This is a genomic window from Vibrio zhanjiangensis, from assembly GCF_030161235.1.
GTDB lineage: Bacteria > Pseudomonadota > Gammaproteobacteria > Enterobacterales > Vibrionaceae > Vibrio > Vibrio zhanjiangensis.
The window spans coordinates 12554-31814 of record NZ_BSPW01000089.1 but is presented as its reverse complement, the minus strand read 5'-3'; the positions used below and the strand labels follow the sequence as shown (position 1 = coordinate 31814).

Genomic DNA, 19261 nt, shown 5'->3' with positions numbered 1-19261 from the left:
AGTTAACGTAATGACAAAGTCGCTTGGTAATTAAGGTACGACAGAATCGCTTGGTGATCACACATGTTGCTGAGAATCAGTGTCTAGCTGTTTTACAAATTTGGTTACGGACGAGACACATGCTGGTACTCCGTTGACTTGTACCGCATGCAGTCCGGAAATCGAGGTAACTTCACATGCAACTTTATCTAAAAGATTAGCTTTTGCGATATAGCGGATCGCTTGGTCGTTAGAAAGTGATGAAAGAGAGACGATTTCATTTGTGACTTGTCTAGCTTTATAAACATGCAATAAGTCACCGTCATAGTACCATACTAAGCCGTACTGTTGAGCTAACATCGTTAGGATCTGTTTTGGCGTTTTTCCATCAATCTGACCACTAAAGAGATCGGTTACTTGATCACTGACTTCAATAGGGATACCGTAGTTTTTGCCAACATCTTCGATGACTGATTTTAGTGGCGTACCGCGACTGTAAAAAACAAAGGGTTCCCCATGCCATTGTACTGAAGAGATCGGTGCTGCGTGGGCAAAATTCATCGTAAAAAGTAGTAACCAACATAGTAACTTTTTCATAGCTTCTTCCTCCAGACACGAGGTTTATTCGCTGGGGCTATTTTTAACATATCTCGCTCCAAATAGCGGGCTAACGCCAACTGCAGCTGTATTGACGAAGTGAGTGTGTCATCGTCTAACTCATTGGAGTAGTAAGACCACAGAATCCACTCGTCACCCCGCTTTTCGAGTGCACAATCCCATCCCTGCTCAAAGGCTGCCAACACAAGCGTTGCCTGCATTGACCAACTGCGATGAGTTGGAGGTGTTATCATTATTCCAAACGTAAAATAGTGTTCTGATGTGAGCCAGCAAGCTAAGCGTCCAGCACAACGAGCTTGCCAATGACTATTTGAGGGTAAGTCAGTCGTATCGATATACCCCATCGCTAGTAAACGCTCGAACATTGAAAACCTCTTTCTCCGATTATGGAACCATTATTCATCGTTGACTGATTACTCGCTATCAGGTGAACACCTTAGTCTAACGTCGGTGTAAAGAGATTATTATCGTCTTACTGCAAAGATGGACCTTGGGTGACAATTCACGCTAAGGTAAAAAGAGCAAAGAAACGTGTAACTATGGCCTTAGGATTAGACATGAAAACTCGCTGGAATTCCTCGCTTGTAACCAAACTCACTATCGCATTTATCTCTGTTTTTATTGGTCTGTGGGTTCTAATTCAGATCAGTGCGTTTGATAACACCTATAAAGGGACTCTCACTCAAACACTCAAAAGCTATAACGAAATGGGGGAAATCCGAGCACAAATGAACCTAAGCCTGTTTCAACAAGCAATGGAAGATACTCAGCAGTTTGAACAAAGGCTTGAACAATTTAAGCTATTAAAAATCGATCCAAATATCGAACTTGTTGCTCGCCAATTTAACATCGGCCAATCGTCTTCAGATGTTGAACATAAGCAGCTTTGGGCCCTTCAAACATTTGGCATCGCTGGACAGCAGCGTTATGTTGATACCTTTATCATCGAACCCAATAAACATGTCTCAATTTACGCCGCATCTGAGCGAGAGCGTAACTTTCAGGACCAAAGGATTCAAGAGATTATCGATCTCGCCTCCTTGCCTACTCAAAATGGTTTTCGCTGGAGTGAGCCAAAATATGATAGTGAACGAAACAGCGTTTATATTCTGCTAAGTTACACATTGGAGCCCAAAAATAATTTGGCCCGCCAAGTTGGTTTTGCTATCAATATTGAAGACGTACTCACTGTCTCCAATGTCTACGCTAAAGATGATATAAACCTATTTACTACTCGTAACGATATCGTCCCGGTATTTGGTCAAACTGATCTTGATGAAACCATCAAACAAGAGTTAAAGCAATTTGTTAGCTCCAAAAGAGAGATTCTCGGTGTGACAAGTAGCGACAAACTTTCACAACTAAATGATTACTATGTAATAAGTAAGTTTATTGATGGACCGAACTGGCATCAAATATCGCTAATTCCTAAGTCTAAGATTGAAAAACTCGCTTACGCGCCATTCTATAACGAACTTAAATGGTCTTTGGTCTCATTTGGTCTGATGACCATTATTATGCTCGTCATATTGAGAAAATCTCTTGCGAAACCTATTCGTAACTTCGTTGATATCATCAATGGTGATCGGCAACCAACCTTTGAAAGACGTCTGCCTGAATCCCGAAAAGATGAACTTGGCGATATTGCGCGGGCTTACAATATGCTGCTCGATACCATTAAATTGAGCTACGATGAACTAGAGTCAAAAGTTGAACAACGAACCATAGAATTAGCCCACGCAAAACAGGTAGCAGAAAAAGCGACAGCAAGGAAAAGCGAACATTTAACCAATATAAGCCATGAAATAAGAACCCCGCTTAACGGTATTACTGGTTCGCTCGAATTGCTTCGTAATACCCATATGACTGAGCAACAAGCTGACCTCAGAAATACGGCTTATACATGTGCTAAATCATTACTAAGCATCATTAATAATTTGCTCGACTTTTCCCGAATAGAGGCAGACCAAATTGAGCTAGCCATCAGTGATAACCCGCTTCTTAAAGTGGTTGATGAGGCGATGCTGACCATACAGTCTTACGTGGTCGACAAGCCAATTAAGCTAAAAACCATCGTTAGCGCTAACGTGCCAGAGACTTGTTCCTTTGATCCGATTAGAGTTAGGCAGATTTTAGTCAATTTATTAGGTAACTCGGCGAAGTTCACTCAAAAAGGTGAGATCACCTTGTATATCGACGTAACTAATGAACAACTCTGTTTCTCTGTCAAAGATACCGGCCCAGGTATTGAGAAAAGTAAACTCAATGACGTATTTGAACCTTTTAAACAATCTTCCCAACACCAAGTTGGTACAGGTTTGGGCCTGCCTATTTCACGTAAATTAGCCCATAAAATGGGGGGAAGTCTCACGCTCACCAGTGAATTTGGCAAGGGTTCAACCTTTACATTTTGTATGCCGTTACACAATCCTGGAATGTTATTACGCCTTGAACCGGATACGATTGAAGCTCCCACTTCTCTTCACCAACAAATTCAATCTTGGGGTGGTCGATGCGTCAGTCAGGAGGTTGACACACTAAAGAACGAAGAGTTTAACTATCTTCCTTGGCGCTTATGGAAACGTTTGTATGAACTTCAGCATGGCATCTCAACGCAAAAAACTCACATACATCCCAAAGAAATGATCCCATGGAAACTTAAGGTTTTGCTCGTCGATGATGTTGAAACAAATAGAGATATTGTGAGCAAAATGCTAATTGAGCTTGGTCAAGAAGTACTCTGTGCAAGTAACGGTGAGATGGCACTGCAAGCTGGTGAAAAACATGTCTTTGATTTGGTCTTGATGGATATCAGAATGCCTGTGTTAGATGGCTATCAGACAACTAAGCTCTGGCGAGAAAGCGAAACCATTTTGGATACGGATTGTCCTATCATGGCCCTAACAGCGAACGCGAATCCGGCCGAGCATGATCAGTCAATGAACCTTATGAACGGCTACCTAACTAAGCCAGTGTCTATGAAAGAACTCGCGAAAATACTGGACAATGCGGCTGAGATTCAGATAGATAGGGATATGCAGCCCGATATCAATATAGGGTCAGACACTCCCATAATGGATTTCAATGAGGGGGAATTTACCCAGCGATTAGCCAACCATTTTACAGAAATGGCACATGCTGCTAGAGAAAGCTTTGCTGATAAGAATTGGTCTGAACTTAGAGATATTTTGCACAATGTCAAAGGCAGTGCAGGACTGGCTGGCGCGACCAATGTTCACGATACAGCAACCACACTAGAGCATCAAATTGAAAACGGTGAGCAAATAACACACCATGACTTGTCGCCGTTAATCGATGCACTTGAGAAGTACAGCAGCAAATAACACGCAAACCCGACCGCTACCTTTTCCATTTGGTAGCGGTCACTGTTTGCAAATTTGCCACAGGGCTAAATACCCATTCTGTGCGCCCATTTCATCAGATCCGCGACATTATGGGCATCTAATTTGCGCATAATATTCATCCGATGGGTTTCCACTGTTTTTAATCCAATCAACAGAGCTTCTGCGATATCACGATTTCGCTTACCTTCAAAAATTAGCTTAAGCACTTGTTTTTCGCGTGGAGTTAAAACGGGAATATCACCGTCATCAACTTGGCTTAAAGCTTCAATATGTTTTGCATCTAGAGCAGGATCTAAGAAATTTTTTCCTCTTGTCACACTCTTAATCGCGGCAAGCAAAGTGCTCTTTGAGCCATTTTTCAGCACATAACCATTTGAACCAGCGTCTATAGCCTCACGAGCTTTTCTTTCTTCTTCAGAAGCGGTTAACACAATGATCATCATATCAGGCCAACGTTTACGTAACTGCCGAATCGCCTCCACTCCTGACATGCCTGGCAAATTGAGGTCCATAAACACCATGTCTGGTTTCTGCTTTAAACACTCCTCATAAACGCTCAAACCATCATTAACAAACCCAACCAATTTCAAGTTCGGGTAAGGAGCAAGACAACTCTTTAAACCGTCGAATATGAGATCGTGATCGTCTACGACCAAAATCTTTAACTGCGAGTATTCACCAAATGTCATTGTCATCCTCCACATCATAAACCGATATGAATCAGGTTTATCATAGCTACATAGCCACGAATTTATTGATGTTATTGATAGTTAATCTAACACCCAGTTTGAAGTTATCAAGAATGTTTTTCATTTAAGTGATGTAGATTGGTTTGAATGATGAAATTCATGTCTAGATGATTAAAGTTTGGCCAAAAAAAGCGTCTTTTCAACAAATCACTCGGCAATATTTGATCAGTTTTGTGTCGGTATGGTCAGGAAAATAAGTGGAGGGTGTGAGCATTTTCTAGTCATCGCTATCATCATACGAGACATTCATAATGACTCGAAGTAACTCTGCAACGGGTTCGAATAAGGATTCGGGGATCGCTTGACCAGACTCAACTTGATTAAATAAAGCTCTCGCTAAAGGAATATTTTCGACAAGAGGGATCGCGTTTTTTTCCGCCATATCGACAACATGGAGTGCCATATGATCCTGCGCCTTATCCAACACCACTGGCAGCGGCGTTTCATCAGGCTGGTAGCGTAAACATACGGCTATATGTGTTGGATTTCGAACAATGACGGTTGATTTTTTAACATTGTGCGCAAGCGACCCATTCGCTGTTTCTCTCTGAAGTTCACGACGTTTTTGTTTGACCTCCGGATTGCCTTCGGTTTCTTTGTACTCCTGTTTGGTATCATCCTTAGACATTTTTAATTCTTTCATGGTTTGGAAATGAACAAATGCATAGTCTGCAACAGAAAAAACTAGATAGCAGATTAAAAATGCCCCCCATAGCCATTTAACTAATGTAAAAGTCACTTCAACACCGCACTCAGCGCCACAGGTAGGTAAGTATTGAAACATATTGACATGCTGGTGAAGCAGGTAATAAAAAACCAAACTCAAGACCAAAATTTTTAGAATATTTTTCAATAAAGAAAAGACACTTTTCATCGAAAAAATATTCTTTGCATTGTTGATAACATTAATTTTATTAAAGCTTGGCATTAAGCTTTCTGATGCCCAAACTGGCCCCGTCTGCGCGATACAACTTAAAATAACGGTAATGACAAGAATAAAGGCCATTCCTGCCATAAAACGCAGCATAATATATACAAAGGCTGCCAAAACCGTCTCTGCGGCAACTTTGATAGGGAGATTTATAGAATCGATGGCAATCTCAATCATTTTCCAGACGGCCTCCATAATCCCTTGCCCCTCAACAAGGAAATAGCCGAGGATTACCGCCATTTGAAGACCTGTGACAATTTCTGGGCTCTTTACAACTTGCCCTTTCTTACGAGCATCTCTTAGACGTTTCTGTGTCGGTTTCTCGGTTTTTTCAGCCATATCTACCCCTTAATTAATTGAAATAAAGTAGAAATCTTTCCTTCAAATTGATTAATTTGTACAAGGTAATGAGAAAGCGCAAAATGCATGCTGACCAAAAGTAAGAACACAACCAAGATACTTTTTATTGGCATTGATAAGAAAAAGACATTGAGTTGTTCGACCGAGCGATTGACCAATCCGAGAGCCACATCGACCATGATCATTACGACCATAGCCGGTAATGCAAAACTTAGACATAGGTCAGACATCATTTGCCATTGCTGGCTGATAAACGTCAGCAGTGCTTTATTAAATGACAAGGTGCTCTCTGGTGGTAATAAAGAGTATGATTGATACAACGCGGATAAAAGAGCGTTAAACCCTCCTGTTACTAAGAACAACACCCCGAGAATTTGGGTAAATAACATACCAAATACTGAAGACTGCAGTCCCATTAACGGGTTCAATATTGTCGACATCGATGCGCCACGCATCGTATCTATAACAAAACCCGCCATATCGATTGCCCAAAAGGGAATCGCGGCACAAAAGCCGACAATGACGCCAATCAACAATTCTTCGCCGTAAATCCACGTTAGCTCTAGCAAAGGTTTTGAAGAAAAGTCTGTCGGATGAGCCTGCATCATTGGAATAATAGGAAGAGCAAACATGAGGACGAGTGAATTGCGGATTAATCCACTTCCCATTGCGCCCCCTTTAAAAAGGGGCAACATTAACATCATGCCCAGTGGCCGCATCATACAAAGCGCAAGAATCGGAATATACTCAACTAAGGTCGACATTTAGCCTCCTATGTAGCCGATTTGATCGAAGGCCAAACCTGCGTAGTTAAGTAATGTACTTCCCATCCAGTGATAACTGACAGCAAGCGTGATGCATACAGCGACCAACTTTATGAGAAACTGCAATGATTGGTCTTGGATCTGAGTAAGAGCCTGGAATAAACTCACTAAAATACCAACTACTGATGCAACAAGTACAATCGGCATGGACAAGATAAGGACCACCCATAGCAGTTCCGAGGTAAAATGGATAATGACGGCATCATTCATGAGAAAGACCCCATAAGTTGTCCAATGAGTTTGTCCCACCCTCCCATCAATATGAAAATGAGTAATTTAAAAGGCAGAGCAATGGTCATAGGAGATACCATCATCATTCCCATTGCCAATAAGATATTGGATACGATCAAATCAATGGCAACAAAAGGCAAATACAATAAAAAGCCAATCTTAAAAGCTTCAATCAGCTGACTCATAGTAAATGCGGGAACCATAACAAGGAGAGAGTCTTTGGAAAGTTCACTTTGGTATTGCTCTGGCCAGATTTTGTGCCCCACTTCAGAAAAAAATTGAATTTGTGATTCACTCGTGTTGTGACTTAAAAACTGATGATATGGCGCAATAATCTGACTGGAAACTTGGTTAAATAAATCGGGAGATGCCCAATCGATTGGATGTGCCGCGATATTATCTCGTATCGCTAAGCCTACCGGTGCCATAGTAAACATGGTTAAAATCAATGCCAAACCATATATCGCCATATTGGGCGGAATCTGCTGAATGCCTAAGGCATTACGTAACATCGACAGAACAATTGATAATTTTAAAAATGACGTACCCATCACCGCAAACAGAGGCAGTAAAGATAGACAGAATAAAACAACGATAAGTTGAATTGGATTGTCCAATAAGGCCATATTTACCTCCTACTACATTGAGAGTGTGAGTTTGCTACATATGGCACTTTGACGGTATCAGGTAAGGACCTGAGATTAATTCAATATTCTATCTTTCAGTAAACGTTGCGTAAGTAAAGATAAATGACTTTAAAATTTAACGTCGAAAAGATACTTTTAATGGGTTATCAGTATTTGGGGTTTTGAAATAAAATTCAAAAGCTTGCTGCGCCGAAATATGTACCTTCCAGCGTTCATTGTCAGTCTCAACAACCAACGATGGGTCCTGACTTATCATCGTCCACTCACCAACTGGTTTAGAGACAATTAATGTCTCTCCTTCTAAATACGCTATTAGAGAACTATCATTAATATTAACCGTACACTTTGGGGTTAAATTGCACTCGAGTTTATCCGGTTCGACATAGTCCAATGTGCGCCATGTAAACGCTGCAACCAAAAGGGTTAACATGATGATAATTTGGGCAAAACGACCAAGGGTAAGTTTTTCGGCTGCCATGCGGTAGTCTTCTCCGTGTAACAAACTTCAAAGTTTTAAAATAAAAGGTCAATACCAGACCAAGTGTAAGGTTACTAGACTGTCATTGATATACTAAATGCAGTATAGTTGCCGGCTGAAAATGCCACTTTTTTCAAAATCCACAAGGAAGTTTAACCAGTTGTTTAGTGGTAACTTTCTCGATGATTTGGGTGGCATTACGACATGAGTCGTGTTGGAAGTAAAGTGTAGTTAATTAGAAAATTGGAAGCATGCAAATGAGCCAAGAAAAGCAGCTTGAACAAAACTACAACTATACGGTCGTCCGTCAATTTACCCTAGTAACAATTTTATGGGGCATTGTCGGTATGGGCGTTGGTGTTTTGATTGCCGCTCAATTAGTTTGGCCACAGCTAAACTTTGATACGCCGTGGTTGACGTACAGTCGTTTACGTCCTCTGCATACTAATGCGGTTATTTTTGCGTTTGGTACCAGTGCTCTGTTCGCAACATCCTATTATGTTGTTCAGCGTACCTGCCAAACTCGTCTATTCGGTGGTCCTCTTGTCGCCTTCACCTTTTGGGGTTGGCAAGCCGTCATTTTATCAGCCGCCATAACTTTACCCTTGGGGATAACCACGAGTAAAGAATACGCTGAGCTAGAATGGCCAATCGATATTTTAATCGCGCTAGTGTGGGTTTCATACGCCGTCGTGTTCTTCGGGACACTCGTGAAACGAAAAACATCTCACATTTATGTGGCAAACTGGTTCTTTGGAGCCTTCATCATCACGGTTGCCGTCCTTCATATTGTCAACAGTATGGCCATTCCCGTATCACTCGGTAAATCCTATTCCATCTATTCTGGTGCCGTAGACGCAATGGTTCAGTGGTGGTATGGACACAATGCCGTGGGTTTCCTCCTTACCGCTGGTTTCCTCGGTATGATGTACTATTTTGTTCCCAAACAAGCTGAACGTCCTGTTTATTCTTACCGCCTTTCAATCGTTCACTTTTGGGCACTTGTCTCCTTGTACATCTGGGCTGGTCCTCACCACCTGCACTACACTGCACTACCCGATTGGACACAGTCTATCGGTATGGTGATGTCTTTGGTCCTGTTTGCTCCTTCTTGGGGTGGTATGATAAATGGTATTATGACACTGTCAGGCGCTTGGCATAAGCTACGTTACGACCCGATACTCAGGTTCCTAATCGTATCGCTTTCCTTCTACGGTATGTCTACTTTCGAAGGTCCAATGATGTCGATAAAAACAGTAAATGCCCTATCCCATTACACAGACTGGACTATAGGTCACGTTCACTCTGGTGCATTAGGCTGGGTGGCGATGGTATCTATTGGTTCCGTATACCACTTAGTTCCTCGACTATTTGGTCAAGAACGTATGTATTCTGTAAGTTTAATTAACGCCCATTTCTGGCTAGCAACTATTGGTACCGTTCTTTATATCGTTGCTATGTGGATTTCAGGTGTTATGCAAGGCTTGATGTGGCGTGCTGTAAACTCTGATGGCACATTAACCTACAGTTTCGTTGAGTCAGTGCAGGCATCATACCCGTTCTATTTTGTACGTTTCCTTGGTGGCGCTATATTCCTATCAGGAATGCTACTCATGGCATACAACACGTACAAAACTGTATCTGCGCCAAAAGATAGCCTAAAAGCTGTCCCACACCCAGCATAAGGAGATGAAAAGAATGAGTTCTAATTCTAGCAATCGCCACGAAATTGTTGAACGCAATGTCGGTCTCCTCGCGATTCTTATAGTGTTTGCAATCAGCTTGGGTGCGCTTGTGGAAATCACACCACTTATATTCCAAAAGCAAACTACAGAACCGGTCGAGAATTTGCGTCCATACACAGCTCTTCAGCTTGAAGGACGTGATATCTACATCCGTGAAGGATGTAACGTGTGTCATAGCCAGATGGTTCGCCCATTTCGCTCTGAAACCGAACGCTACGGCCATTATTCTATTGCTGGCGAAAGTGTATGGGAACACCCTTTCTTATGGGGTTCAAAGCGTACAGGACCAGATTTAGCTCGCGTGGGTGGTCGTTACTCAGACGAGTGGCACCGAGTGCATCTTACCGACCCTCGTGAACTGGTTCCCGAGTCTAATATGCCTGGCTTCCCGTGGTTAGCTGATAATGTGCTTGACGGTAAGTACACTCAGAAGAAAATGACAATCTTCCGTGACCAATTCGGCGTTCCATACACAGATGAACAAATCGCAAACGCGTCTAAAGATGTCGAAGGTAAAACAGAGATGGATGCCATCATTGCCTACCTTCAATCTCTTGGTCACGCAATGAAGTAAGACGGGGTGAAATTATGGATATAGGTACTATTCACGGTATTTGGACCATAGTGCTGTTCATATGCTTTATAGGTGTAGTTTGGTGGGCATTTGGAAAAAGTCGTAAAGCCCGCTTTGATGAAGCTGCAAACCTTGTTTTTGCTGATGAAAAGCAAACACCCTCAAAAGAACAAGGAGTGACTAAGCAATGACGACATTTTGGAGTCTTTGGATAATTATAATTACAGTCGGCACATTAGTAGGCTGTGCTGCGATTTTGATTTGGTGCCTTAAAGATAGAATGGGCGTTGAAGAAGGCGCAGATATGGGCCACGAATACGATGGAATTCGTGAATTAAATAATCCGCTACCTAAATGGTGGACGTATCTGTTTGCAGGGACATTTTTGTTCGCTGCTGTGTACTTTACACTTTATCCGGGTATGGGCAGCTTCAAAGGTTTGCTTGGCTGGCAAAGTTCAGACCAAACCGTTACCTCTTTAGCGGAATCTAAAGCGTCGATAGCTGAAGCGCAAAAGAATAAACATCTTGTGCAATATGCTAAGGAGTTAGACGATGCGGATGCATACTTTGGAAAAGCATTCAGACGCCTTGCGTATTCAGAAGATGGTGCATCTTTGCGTCCTGTTCCTGAGATTGCTGCAGACAAAGAGGCTCTGAAGGTCGGCCAAAGTCTATTTTTGCAAAACTGCTCTCAGTGCCATGGTTCAGATGCAAGAGGGCAAAAAGGCTTCCCTAACCTAACCGATGATGACTGGTTATATGGCGGTGAACCTGAAGCCATTGTGACGACTCTTCTTCACGGACGTGTAGGTCAAATGCCATCTTGGAAAGCTGCACTCGGTGAACAAGGCATAAAAGAGGTCGTTAGCTACACCCTTAGCCTATCTGGTCGTTCAGTCAATGCTCGGGAAGCTGAAGCAGGCAAAGCACGGTTTGTGGTTTGTGCAGCTTGTCATGGTACAGACGGTAAGGGTAACCCTGCGGTGGGTGCGCCAAACCTAACCGACCAAATATGGTTATACGGTGGATCTCGTGCTGACGTAACGGAAACGCTAATGAATGGACGTTCTGGGGTAATGCCTGCATGGAAGGACATTCTCGGTGAGGATAAAATCCAACTCGTTGCCTCTTATGTTTGGAGTCTAAGTAATTCAGATTCAGACAAAGAGTAAACTTTCAATTACAGCCCCTTTTTAAGGGGCTGCCTTTCTTATACATTAAACCTTATCTTATTCAAATATATGAGACTTTTTTTATGGTAAAGCCTTGGTATAAGCAGTTTTGGCCCTGGTTCTTAATTATACTACCAATGACTGTCGTAGTATGGACAATTATTACCGTGATTGTTTTTTCGAACAATTCAGTTTCTCTTGTCACTGAGGATTACTATAAAAAAGGTAAAGGCATCAATATCGATATTTCTAAAATTAACGTCGCGAAAGAGCTTGGATTGTCGGCGACTGTCTCCTCAGACAATGAAGATATCCTTATTACCCTGAAAAAAGGCCAATTGGAACACTTTCCAGCTGTGACTGCCTTATTTGCCCATAGAACGTTACCTGACCGAGATTTTACAAAATTAGTCACTTCCGATGCTGCTGGTCAATATCGACTCACCCTTGATACTCCCCTTCAAGGGCCTTGGTTTATTGAATTAACACCACATGATGAACAATGGCTTATCCAAGGACGAGTTACATTTCCCACAGAGGCAAACGTTGAACTCTCAAAATAATCAAATCCTCCCCAAGGCATGTTATCATTGCGGAGAAAAAGTACCGGAATTCACCAATTTTAACGTTGAAATATTAGGTGAACAGAGAGCCATGTGCTGCCCTGGTTGTCAAAGCGTTGCTCAGACTATTATCGGCAGTGGTTTAGTGTCTTATTATCAGTATCGCACTGCTCCGGCACAAAAAGCAGATTTAGTACCAGAACAACTTCAGACTCTCATTCACTACGACAACAAAGACGTACAGTCTGAATTTGTAAGGTGTAAAGATAATCTTTTTGAAGTGACACTGTCACTCGACGGAGTATCATGTGCCGCCTGTGCTTGGTTAATTGAAAAGCAAGTTTCGATGCAAAAAGGTGTTGTATCAATCAGGGTTAACACGACAACCCACAGAGCTATATTAACTTGGGATAAAACCCAAGTTAAGTTAAGCACCTTACTTTCTGTCATACATAAATTAGGCTATACAGCGGCCCCATTTGAAGCTGATAAACAAGAAGCCATATATCACCAGCAGATGAAACAGTACCTATATCGATTGGGTATTGCAGGACTTGCAACGATGCAAGTGATGATGTTGGCTGTGGCACTATATCTTGAAGTGTTTGGCGATTTAGAACCCGAGTTCAAAAGTTACTTCCGTTGGGTCAGTTTGATTTTTGCTACACCCGTAATGCTTTATTCTGCATTACCTTTTTATCTCAATGCTTGGCGCAGTATTCAAAGCAAAACATTAGGTATGGATGTCCCCGTTTCTCTGGCGATGATATTTGCCTATATATCAAGCCTTATCGCCACGGTTACAGAAACTGGGGAGGTTTTTTTCGAGTCTATCTCCATGTTTGCCTTTTTCTTGCTCCTTGGTCGATTCCTTGAAATGAGAGCAAGAAGAAAGGCGGCTGCAGCAAGTGGTAATTTGCTCAAGCTTATTCCAGCGATGGCAACGCTCTTGGACGGGAAACAAGTTCCTGTAAAAACGCTTGAAGTGGGTGACAAGATTCGCGTTTTGCCCGGAGAGCATATCCCATCCGATGGGACTATCATTTGCGGCAGAGTGCATATCGATGAATCCATGTTGACTGGCGAATCGGTTCCTGTCGTAAAAGGGATCAATGACCATGTCTACGCAGGCACTTTAAATGGTGATGAGTCGTTTGAGCTTAATGTCACATCAACAAAAACAGACTCCATGATCTCAAGTATTATAAGACTCCAAGATGAGGCTCAGCTATCTAAACCTCGGATTGCACAGCTAGCAGACGTGGTTGCTCGCTACTTTGTTGCCACCATTCTCTTCATAGCTGGATGTACTTGGGTATATTGGCATCAGGTTCAACCTGAGGATGCGTTTTGGATCATGTTGTCTGTATTGGTTGCCACCTGTCCATGTGCGCTATCACTTGCTACACCAACAGCTCTGACATGTGCGACCTCCAAGCTAGGTCACCTCGGTATACTTCTTCGTAAGGGACATGTGTTCGAGACATTATGCAAAGTTGATCATCTTGTCGTCGATAAAACGGGCACTTTAACTCACGGCAATATCATTATTAGTCATATTCATACCTTATCGGATCTTTCTAAAACACAAGTGGCAGCCATTGCATCGTCGCTTGAGTCTCATGCAAACCATCCGATTGCGAGAGCATTTGATACGTATCAAGACCCCAACGTGCAAGTATCAGATGTCGAAAATATCATAGGCGCAGGGTTAATTGGAAAATACCAAGGTAAATGTGTCAAAATAGGCAGCGCATCCTTCGTTCTAAATGCTGTTCAAGCGACACAAGCCAATCAAGTGTATTTATCCATTGAAGATAAACATGTTGCTACTTTCTCCTTTCAAGATCCCATTCGTGCAGAATCGAAGGCTTTCATTGAACGCTTTAAACAAGCCGGAATTTCGGTCACCCTTCTTACCGGCGATTCCGACCTAAATGCAAAGTTAGTTGCAAACGAAATTGGCATTGAAAATGTTGTCGCGCAGGCAAAGCCTGAGGACAAACTAAATTATTTAAATCGCCTTAACCAGAGTAAGATCACTATGATGATCGGAGATGGTATTAATGATGCCCCGACACTAGCAGGTGCCCATTTATCTGTTGCAATGGGGGGAGGAACGGATGCAGCAAAGGCCTCCGCGGATATGGTGCTTTTGGGTGATAAGTTGGATAGAATATTAGCGGCAAGAGAATTGGCTATCCACACACGTAGTATTATTCGGCAAAATCTTGCTTGGTCACTTGGCTACAATGCATTAATTCTGCCTCTCGCCGTTGCCGGTTTTGTTGCACCTTATTTTGCAGTTGTTGGTATGTCGGCAAGCTCTATTATAGTAGTATCCAATTCTCTTCGTTTGCTTAAAGGGCAGTAAAATGGAAAGCCTTTATATCCTAATTCCAATCGCAATTGTTCTCGTCTGTATCGCGATAGCCATTTTTATCTGGGCAGTAAAAAGTGAGCAGTTTGAGGATTTGGAACGACAAGGTCATAGTATTTTATTCGAAGACGAAGAAAAAAATGAGAATGACCCTAAATGACACCTGATTGGATAGGCGCATTTTTCATTGGTATTGTAGGTGCTGCCCACTGTATGGGCATGTGCGGTGGTATAGCCTCATTACTCAGTACAAATTCATCAAACCACTCCATTTCAATACCCATTCTATACAATCTAGGCAGACTGATTAGTTATTGCGTGATCGGAGCTGTCATCGGGGGGGCTATATCCTCAATCGCAGAGTTTAGTGCAATTAATCAAGCATTAAGTTGGTTACGAATCGTTGCCGCGTTGTTTATGATACTCCTCGCCCTCTATATAGGCCGCTGGTGGCACGGCTTGGTCTATATCGAGCGCTTTGGTCAAAATCTGTGGAAGTATATCGCTCCTGCTGGGCAAGCCTTTCTACCATTAAAATCTCCACTTTATGCCCTACCTTTTGGTTTTATTTGGGGATGGCTGCCATGCGGCTTAGTCTATTCCATATTAACTTGGGCCGCCGTATCCGGAAGCGCAGTAAATGGCGCCTTTATCATGTTGGCATTTGGTCTTGGCACATTCCCTGCCATGCTGCTTGTTGGCTTTGGGGCAACCTATCTAAACAAACTCAAGCAATCAAACGTATTTCGCCAAGCTGGTGCTATCGCAATTCTTGCCTACGGGATTTACACACTACACCAAACAATAACCTTATTATCAGCAAGTTAATATCGTCTTGTTTTCTGTAGCTTTTTTCTACTACCTTTTCACTCAAATGAGTGCTAAAATATTGATGTATATCAATTTGTGAATGTTTGTTATGATTCCTGAAAAGCCTGCAACAAAACGTATCCAATCTGGTGGGTGTGCAATTCATTGTCAAGACTGCAGTATCAGTCAATTGTGCATTCCTTTCACACTCAATGAAAATGAGTTAGACCAACTCGATCAAATAATTGAGCGAAAACGACCGATTCAAAAAGGCCAAGAATTGTTCAAGGCTGGAGATGAACTTAAGTCTCTGTATGCTATCCGTTCAGGAACAATCAAGAGCTACACAATTACCGAGCAAGGTGACGAGCAGATTACCGCTTTCCATCTAGCTGGTGACCTAGTCGGATTTGATGCGATTACCGAAGATTCTCATCCCAGCTTTGCTCAAGCGTTAGAAACATCTATGGTATGTGAAATTCCTTATGAAACGCTTGATGACCTGTCAGGAAAAATGCCTAAACTACGTCAGCAGATCATGCGTTTAATGAGTAGCGAGATCAAAGGCGACCAAGACATGATACTGTTGCTTTCTAAAAAGAACGCCGAAGAACGTTTAGCCGCATTTTTGTATAATCTATCAACGAGATTTTCTCAACGCGGTTTTAGCCCAAGAGAGTTTCGCCTTACTATGACAAGGGGAGATATTGGTAACTACCTTGGATTGACTGTTGAAACCATCTCTCGCCTACTCGGCCGTTTTCAAAAGTCAGAGATGTTGAGTGTAAAAGGTAAATATATCACTATCCTAGATCACGACACTCTGATGGAACTCGCTGGAGTTTCTTCAGAATCCTAATAAGTTCAATGACGTAGCTCAAAACTGAGCTGCGTCATATTTTTGCGTGCTATCCACTTCTTTTGCTAATAATCTTCACCTAGCTGAGCTACAGTAATCATATAACTCTCCCTACACTTAAGGAGTTACTATGAGTATCTACAATAAAATACTGGTTGTTGCCGACATAAACAAAGAAGAACAGCCTGCTTTGGCTCGGGCCATGCAGCTTGCGGCTAAAAGTCGTTCTCGTAGTAAAGTGTGTTTCTTTTTATCCATCTATGACTTTTCATACGATATGACATCGATGCTTTCTGTTGATGAACGTAATGCTATGCGTATGGGCGTAATCGGCCAACGTGAGCAGTGGATGCATAAAGTTGCCAAACCTTACATTGAGACTAATGACAATGTTGATTTTGACGTTAAGGTCGTGTGGCACAACCGCCCATATGAGGCGATTATTGCTGAGACCTTTGCGGGAAGCCATGATATTGTAATTAAAGGCACTCGCAAACATGACGTCCTAGAGTCAGTTATTTTCACGCCCACCGATTGGCATTTGTTACGTAAATGCCCTCTGCCGGTATTGCTGGTGAAAAATTCTAATTGGCCGGAAAACGCAAGTATACTTGCATCGGTTCATGTAGGCTCTGAGAATGAAACTCATCTGGGGCTTAACGATAGTATGGTAGAACAATTAGATAGCCTAAGTGAGCGCTTAGGCGCTAAGCCCTACTTAGTTAACGCCTATCCTATGACGCCCGCGAATATCACCATTGAGTTACCGGAATTTGACCCAACCACATACACAGATGCAGTACGGGGTCACCACCTTACTGCTATGAAAGCTTTACGGCAAAAGCACGGATACGATGAACAGCAAACCGTTGTAGCGCAAGGTTTACCAGAAGATGTTATCCCTGAGTATGCTGAAAAATTGAATGCGGCAATGGTCATTGTCGGAACAACAGGTCGTACAGGCTTATCCGCTGTTTTTATCGGTAATACGGCCGAGCACGTCATTGACAAAATCAACTGCGACGTCTTAGCGCTTAAACCCAGAGGCTATATAAGCCCACTTGACCCTAAAACAGGCGCTTAATTGATAAGGCCACTCATCATTCGAGTGGCCTTATCTCGTTATATTTTTGCTTACGTAAGCCTTTTAGCTTCAATAAACAAACCGTTCCAGAACTGTGAATTCAGATTGCGGATCTAAAAATATGGTGAAGCCATTATAATCTAAACACAGTCAGTCTGTAAGTTATCAAATACTCTAGATATTTGTTACATCGATAAATAAGGATTCATCTATATTGGTCGAGGAAACGGTCGCTTCAGTAAACTCATATTCATCTCGCTCTCCCTCTCGTGCCAAAGGAAGATTAACAAAATCAAATAATTCTCTATCAGCAAGCTGGCTAGGACTCACGTTCTGAATAGATTTAAATACTTTCTCTACCCTACCCGGTGTTTTATGGTCCCACTCAACAAGCATAGCTTTAACCGCCTTACGTTCTAGCTTTTCTTGTGAGCCACAAAGGTTACAAGGGATAATGGGAAATTCTTTGTGTTCTGCGTACTTAACCAAGTCTTTTTCGCGACAATAGGTGAGAGGGCGAATGACTACGTTACGCCCATCATCTGAACGCAATTTGGGGGGCATGGCTTTTAACCGAGCACCATGAAACATATTGAGAAAGAGAGTTTCAACGATATCATCCATGTGATGGCCAAGAGCAATCTTGGTAGCACCTATCTTTTCAGCAAACGAATACAAAGTACCACGGCGTAGTCGTGAACAAAGGCCACAAGTCGTTTTGCCTTCTGGAATCTTTTCTTTCACAACTGAATATGTATCTTTATCAACGATATAGTAAGGAATGCCTAGCGTCTCAAAATAATTCGGCAGAATATGCTCTGGAAAACCCGGTTGCTTTTGATCTAAGTTGACAGCAATAACTTCAAACTTTATTGGTGCGGACTTTTGTAACTGCAACAGGATATCAAGCATCGCAAAAGAGTCTTTTCCTCCACTAATGCATGCCATGACAACATCGCCATCTTCTACCATGTTGTAATCCGTAATAGCATTACCAACATTACGTCTAAGACGCTTCTGAAGCTTGTTATATTCTAGCGTTTCTTTTCTTGTATCTAATTGACTCATTACCCACTCACAAATAGCTATCACAGCTATCAAATATCTATGCTGATGCTAGGGGGCAAGATTATACGTACTTTTCTATCGGTATGAAATGCTTATCTGTACTCATATAAGAGCAAGTCAATGATGACGGACTTGCTCCTGCGAGGTATAAGTAATCAAGAACTAGTCAGCTCGGGGCAAATAAGGTAAGACTCTACTCGTCTCTTGAGGAAGAATCATACTTCCCCCTTGACCAATATCAGACAAAGCGACTTGCGCTTTGCCATTCACGATAGGCTTAGTCTTGCCATTGGAAAACTCAACCTGACCATCCACTAGACCTTGAAACTCCAAGGTAACGCCTTCGACATCTGGTGTAAACCAACTGGCAAACATTCCTCCCAAATCTTCGAGCATCACTTGCATTTGGGGCAATAGCATTTCTACCTCTGTATAGGAAACCGTACCTTTAAGCGGCTGCTTGGTCATAACAACCATGGAAAAATCACAGCGCTGGTCTTGTGGTGTTCTTACAAAGACTAAAGGATTGGCTGATTTTAGATTGTCGTCCAGAGGAAGGAGCAATTCATTATAACGCGTGGTTTTTAGCTCTTCATAATGCTGTTCTTTCTCCATCCACGCTTTTTGTATAACACAATTTTTCTTCGTGTCAGCATTGAGAAAAAAAAGGCCGACTTTCACGTCTTCATGACCTTGCTTTACATTTTGTTTCAAGTGAGAGAATAACTTTGAGTAGGTAAACATGTATTCTTGAGCTTGCGTCATAAATGCAATAGACGACATAAGGCCCCCAACAAGGAGGGTATGGGATAATTTGTTCAT

21 protein-coding genes are annotated in these 19261 nt (G+C 42.2%); 11 read left to right on the top strand and 10 right to left on the bottom strand.

Features of this window, described 5'->3' with window-relative positions:
• Positions 1-57 precede the first annotated feature (57 nt).
• Positions 58-576 (bottom strand): hypothetical protein, encoded by a 519-nt coding sequence (locus tag QQK21_RS19355; protein ID WP_284193815.1) that lies wholly within the window; start codon positions 574-576, stop codon positions 58-60.
• Positions 573-962, bottom strand: coding sequence for a hypothetical protein (locus QQK21_RS19350; protein ID WP_284193814.1), 390 nt, complete (start codon positions 960-962; stop codon positions 573-575). Before QQK21_RS19350 ends, QQK21_RS19355 begins: the two co-directional genes overlap by 4 nt.
• A gap of 192 nt (positions 963-1154) precedes the next feature.
• Between QQK21_RS19350 and QQK21_RS19345 the strand changes: the two genes are divergently transcribed.
• Entirely contained in the window at positions 1155-3941 is a 2787-nt protein-coding gene (locus QQK21_RS19345; RefSeq protein ID WP_284193813.1) for a two component system sensor kinase, read from the top strand.
• A 65-nt stretch (positions 3942-4006) separates the two neighbouring features.
• Here QQK21_RS19345 and QQK21_RS19340 read toward each other — a convergent pair whose 3' ends face one another.
• The 6 genes from QQK21_RS19340 to QQK21_RS19315 form a co-directional block, all read right to left on the bottom strand.
• Positions 4007-4651: a two component system response regulator gene (locus QQK21_RS19340; protein WP_284193812.1), complete on the bottom strand. Its 645-nt coding sequence runs from the start codon at positions 4649-4651 to the stop codon at positions 4007-4009.
• Positions 4652-4928: 277 nt separating this feature from the next.
• Complete coding sequence (locus tag QQK21_RS19335; protein WP_284193811.1) at positions 4929-5981, bottom strand: EscU/YscU/HrcU family type III secretion system export apparatus switch protein; 1053 nt, start codon at positions 5979-5981, stop codon at positions 4929-4931.
• 2 nt (positions 5982-5983) lie between these two features.
• Positions 5984-6766 (bottom strand): type III secretion system export apparatus subunit SctT, encoded by a 783-nt coding sequence (gene sctT, locus QQK21_RS19330; RefSeq protein WP_284193810.1) that lies wholly within the window; start codon positions 6764-6766, stop codon positions 5984-5986.
• Entirely contained in the window at positions 6767-7036 is a 270-nt protein-coding gene (locus tag QQK21_RS19325; protein ID WP_284193809.1) for an EscS/YscS/HrcS family type III secretion system export apparatus protein, read from the bottom strand.
• Entirely contained in the window at positions 7033-7683 is a 651-nt protein-coding gene (gene sctR / locus QQK21_RS19320) for a type III secretion system export apparatus subunit SctR (RefSeq protein WP_284193808.1), read from the bottom strand. Before sctR ends, QQK21_RS19325 begins: the two co-directional genes overlap by 4 nt.
• A 136-nt stretch (positions 7684-7819) precedes the next feature.
• Positions 7820-8182: a PH domain-containing protein gene (locus QQK21_RS19315; RefSeq protein WP_284193807.1), complete on the bottom strand. Its 363-nt coding sequence runs from the start codon at positions 8180-8182 to the stop codon at positions 7820-7822.
• A gap of 257 nt (positions 8183-8439) precedes the next feature.
• Here QQK21_RS19315 and ccoN point away from each other — a divergent pair, with 257 nt between their 5' ends.
• The 10 genes from ccoN (at position 8440) to uspE (ending at position 17371) form a co-directional block, all read left to right on the top strand.
• Positions 8440-9867, top strand: a complete 1428-nt coding sequence (gene ccoN, locus QQK21_RS19310) for a cytochrome-c oxidase, cbb3-type subunit I (RefSeq protein WP_284193806.1) — start codon at positions 8440-8442, stop codon at positions 9865-9867.
• Positions 9868-9880: 13 nt separating this feature from the next.
• Positions 9881-10501, top strand: coding sequence for a cytochrome-c oxidase, cbb3-type subunit II (gene ccoO / locus QQK21_RS19305; RefSeq protein ID WP_284193805.1), 621 nt, complete (start codon positions 9881-9883; stop codon positions 10499-10501).
• A 14-nt stretch (positions 10502-10515) separates the two neighbouring features.
• Entirely contained in the window at positions 10516-10692 is a 177-nt protein-coding gene (locus QQK21_RS19300) for a cbb3-type cytochrome oxidase subunit 3 (protein ID WP_284193804.1), read from the top strand.
• The gene (gene ccoP / locus QQK21_RS19295; RefSeq protein ID WP_284193803.1) at positions 10689-11675 is read left to right on the top strand and encodes a cytochrome-c oxidase, cbb3-type subunit III; all 987 of its coding nucleotides are present in this window, start codon (positions 10689-10691) and stop codon (positions 11673-11675) included. The genes QQK21_RS19300 and ccoP overlap by 4 nt, the downstream gene beginning before the upstream one ends.
• A gap of 83 nt (positions 11676-11758) precedes the next feature.
• A complete protein-coding gene (locus QQK21_RS19290; protein WP_284193802.1) occupies positions 11759-12238 on the top strand; it encodes a FixH family protein in 480 nt (159 codons plus the stop codon).
• A 4-nt stretch (positions 12239-12242) separates the two neighbouring features.
• Entirely contained in the window at positions 12243-14612 is a 2370-nt protein-coding gene (locus QQK21_RS19285; protein ID WP_284193817.1) for a heavy metal translocating P-type ATPase, read from the top strand.
• Position 14613: 1 nt separating this feature from the next.
• Positions 14614-14778: a cbb3-type cytochrome oxidase assembly protein CcoS gene (gene ccoS, locus QQK21_RS19280; protein ID WP_284193801.1), complete on the top strand. Its 165-nt coding sequence runs from the start codon at positions 14614-14616 to the stop codon at positions 14776-14778.
• Positions 14775-15446: a sulfite exporter TauE/SafE family protein gene (locus QQK21_RS19275; RefSeq protein WP_284193800.1), complete on the top strand. Its 672-nt coding sequence runs from the start codon at positions 14775-14777 to the stop codon at positions 15444-15446. Before ccoS ends, QQK21_RS19275 begins: the two co-directional genes overlap by 4 nt.
• A gap of 91 nt (positions 15447-15537) precedes the next feature.
• Positions 15538-16287: a fumarate/nitrate reduction transcriptional regulator Fnr gene (gene fnr, locus QQK21_RS19270; protein WP_284193799.1), complete on the top strand. Its 750-nt coding sequence runs from the start codon at positions 15538-15540 to the stop codon at positions 16285-16287.
• A gap of 130 nt (positions 16288-16417) precedes the next feature.
• On the top strand, positions 16418-17371 hold the full coding sequence (uspE, locus tag QQK21_RS19265) for a universal stress protein UspE (protein WP_284193798.1): 954 nt from the start codon (positions 16418-16420) through the stop codon (positions 17369-17371).
• A 174-nt stretch (positions 17372-17545) separates the two neighbouring features.
• Here the strand turns inward: uspE and ttcA are convergent, their stop codons facing one another.
• Positions 17546-18439, bottom strand: coding sequence for a tRNA 2-thiocytidine(32) synthetase TtcA (gene ttcA, locus QQK21_RS19260; protein WP_284193797.1), 894 nt, complete (start codon positions 18437-18439; stop codon positions 17546-17548).
• Positions 18440-18601: 162 nt separating this feature from the next.
• Positions 18602-19261, bottom strand: coding sequence for a DUF2987 domain-containing protein (locus QQK21_RS19255; protein WP_431313146.1), 660 nt, complete (start codon positions 19259-19261; stop codon positions 18602-18604).

Coding starts and splice junctions, on each gene's coding strand:
- QQK21_RS19355 (WP_284193815.1), bottom strand. CDS start 576: ATGAAAAAGTTACTATGTTGGTTACTACTTTTTACGATGAATTTTGCC.
- QQK21_RS19350 (WP_284193814.1), bottom strand. CDS start 962: ATGTTCGAGCGTTTACTAGCGATGGGGTATATCGATACGACTGACTTA.
- QQK21_RS19345 (WP_284193813.1), top strand. CDS start 1,155: ATGAAAACTCGCTGGAATTCCTCGCTTGTAACCAAACTCACTATCGCA.
- QQK21_RS19340 (WP_284193812.1), bottom strand. CDS start 4,651: ATGACATTTGGTGAATACTCGCAGTTAAAGATTTTGGTCGTAGACGAT.
- QQK21_RS19335 (WP_284193811.1), bottom strand. CDS start 5,981: ATGGCTGAAAAAACCGAGAAACCGACACAGAAACGTCTAAGAGATGCT.
- sctT (WP_284193810.1), bottom strand. CDS start 6,766: ATGTCGACCTTAGTTGAGTATATTCCGATTCTTGCGCTTTGTATGATG.
- QQK21_RS19325 (WP_284193809.1), bottom strand. CDS start 7,036: ATGAATGATGCCGTCATTATCCATTTTACCTCGGAACTGCTATGGGTG.
- sctR (WP_284193808.1), bottom strand. CDS start 7,683: ATGGCCTTATTGGACAATCCAATTCAACTTATCGTTGTTTTATTCTGT.
- QQK21_RS19315 (WP_284193807.1), bottom strand. CDS start 8,182: ATGGCAGCCGAAAAACTTACCCTTGGTCGTTTTGCCCAAATTATCATC.
- ccoN (WP_284193806.1), top strand. CDS start 8,440: ATGAGCCAAGAAAAGCAGCTTGAACAAAACTACAACTATACGGTCGTC.
- ccoO (WP_284193805.1), top strand. CDS start 9,881: ATGAGTTCTAATTCTAGCAATCGCCACGAAATTGTTGAACGCAATGTC.
- QQK21_RS19300 (WP_284193804.1), top strand. CDS start 10,516: ATGGATATAGGTACTATTCACGGTATTTGGACCATAGTGCTGTTCATA.
- ccoP (WP_284193803.1), top strand. CDS start 10,689: ATGACGACATTTTGGAGTCTTTGGATAATTATAATTACAGTCGGCACA.
- QQK21_RS19290 (WP_284193802.1), top strand. CDS start 11,759: ATGGTAAAGCCTTGGTATAAGCAGTTTTGGCCCTGGTTCTTAATTATA.
- ccoS (WP_284193801.1), top strand. CDS start 14,614: ATGGAAAGCCTTTATATCCTAATTCCAATCGCAATTGTTCTCGTCTGT.
- QQK21_RS19275 (WP_284193800.1), top strand. CDS start 14,775: ATGACACCTGATTGGATAGGCGCATTTTTCATTGGTATTGTAGGTGCT.
- fnr (WP_284193799.1), top strand. CDS start 15,538: ATGATTCCTGAAAAGCCTGCAACAAAACGTATCCAATCTGGTGGGTGT.
- uspE (WP_284193798.1), top strand. CDS start 16,418: ATGAGTATCTACAATAAAATACTGGTTGTTGCCGACATAAACAAAGAA.
- ttcA (WP_284193797.1), bottom strand. CDS start 18,439: ATGAGTCAATTAGATACAAGAAAAGAAACGCTAGAATATAACAAGCTT.
- QQK21_RS19255 (WP_431313146.1), bottom strand. CDS start 19,261: ATGAACAAATTATCCCATACCCTCCTTGTTGGGGGCCTTATGTCGTCT.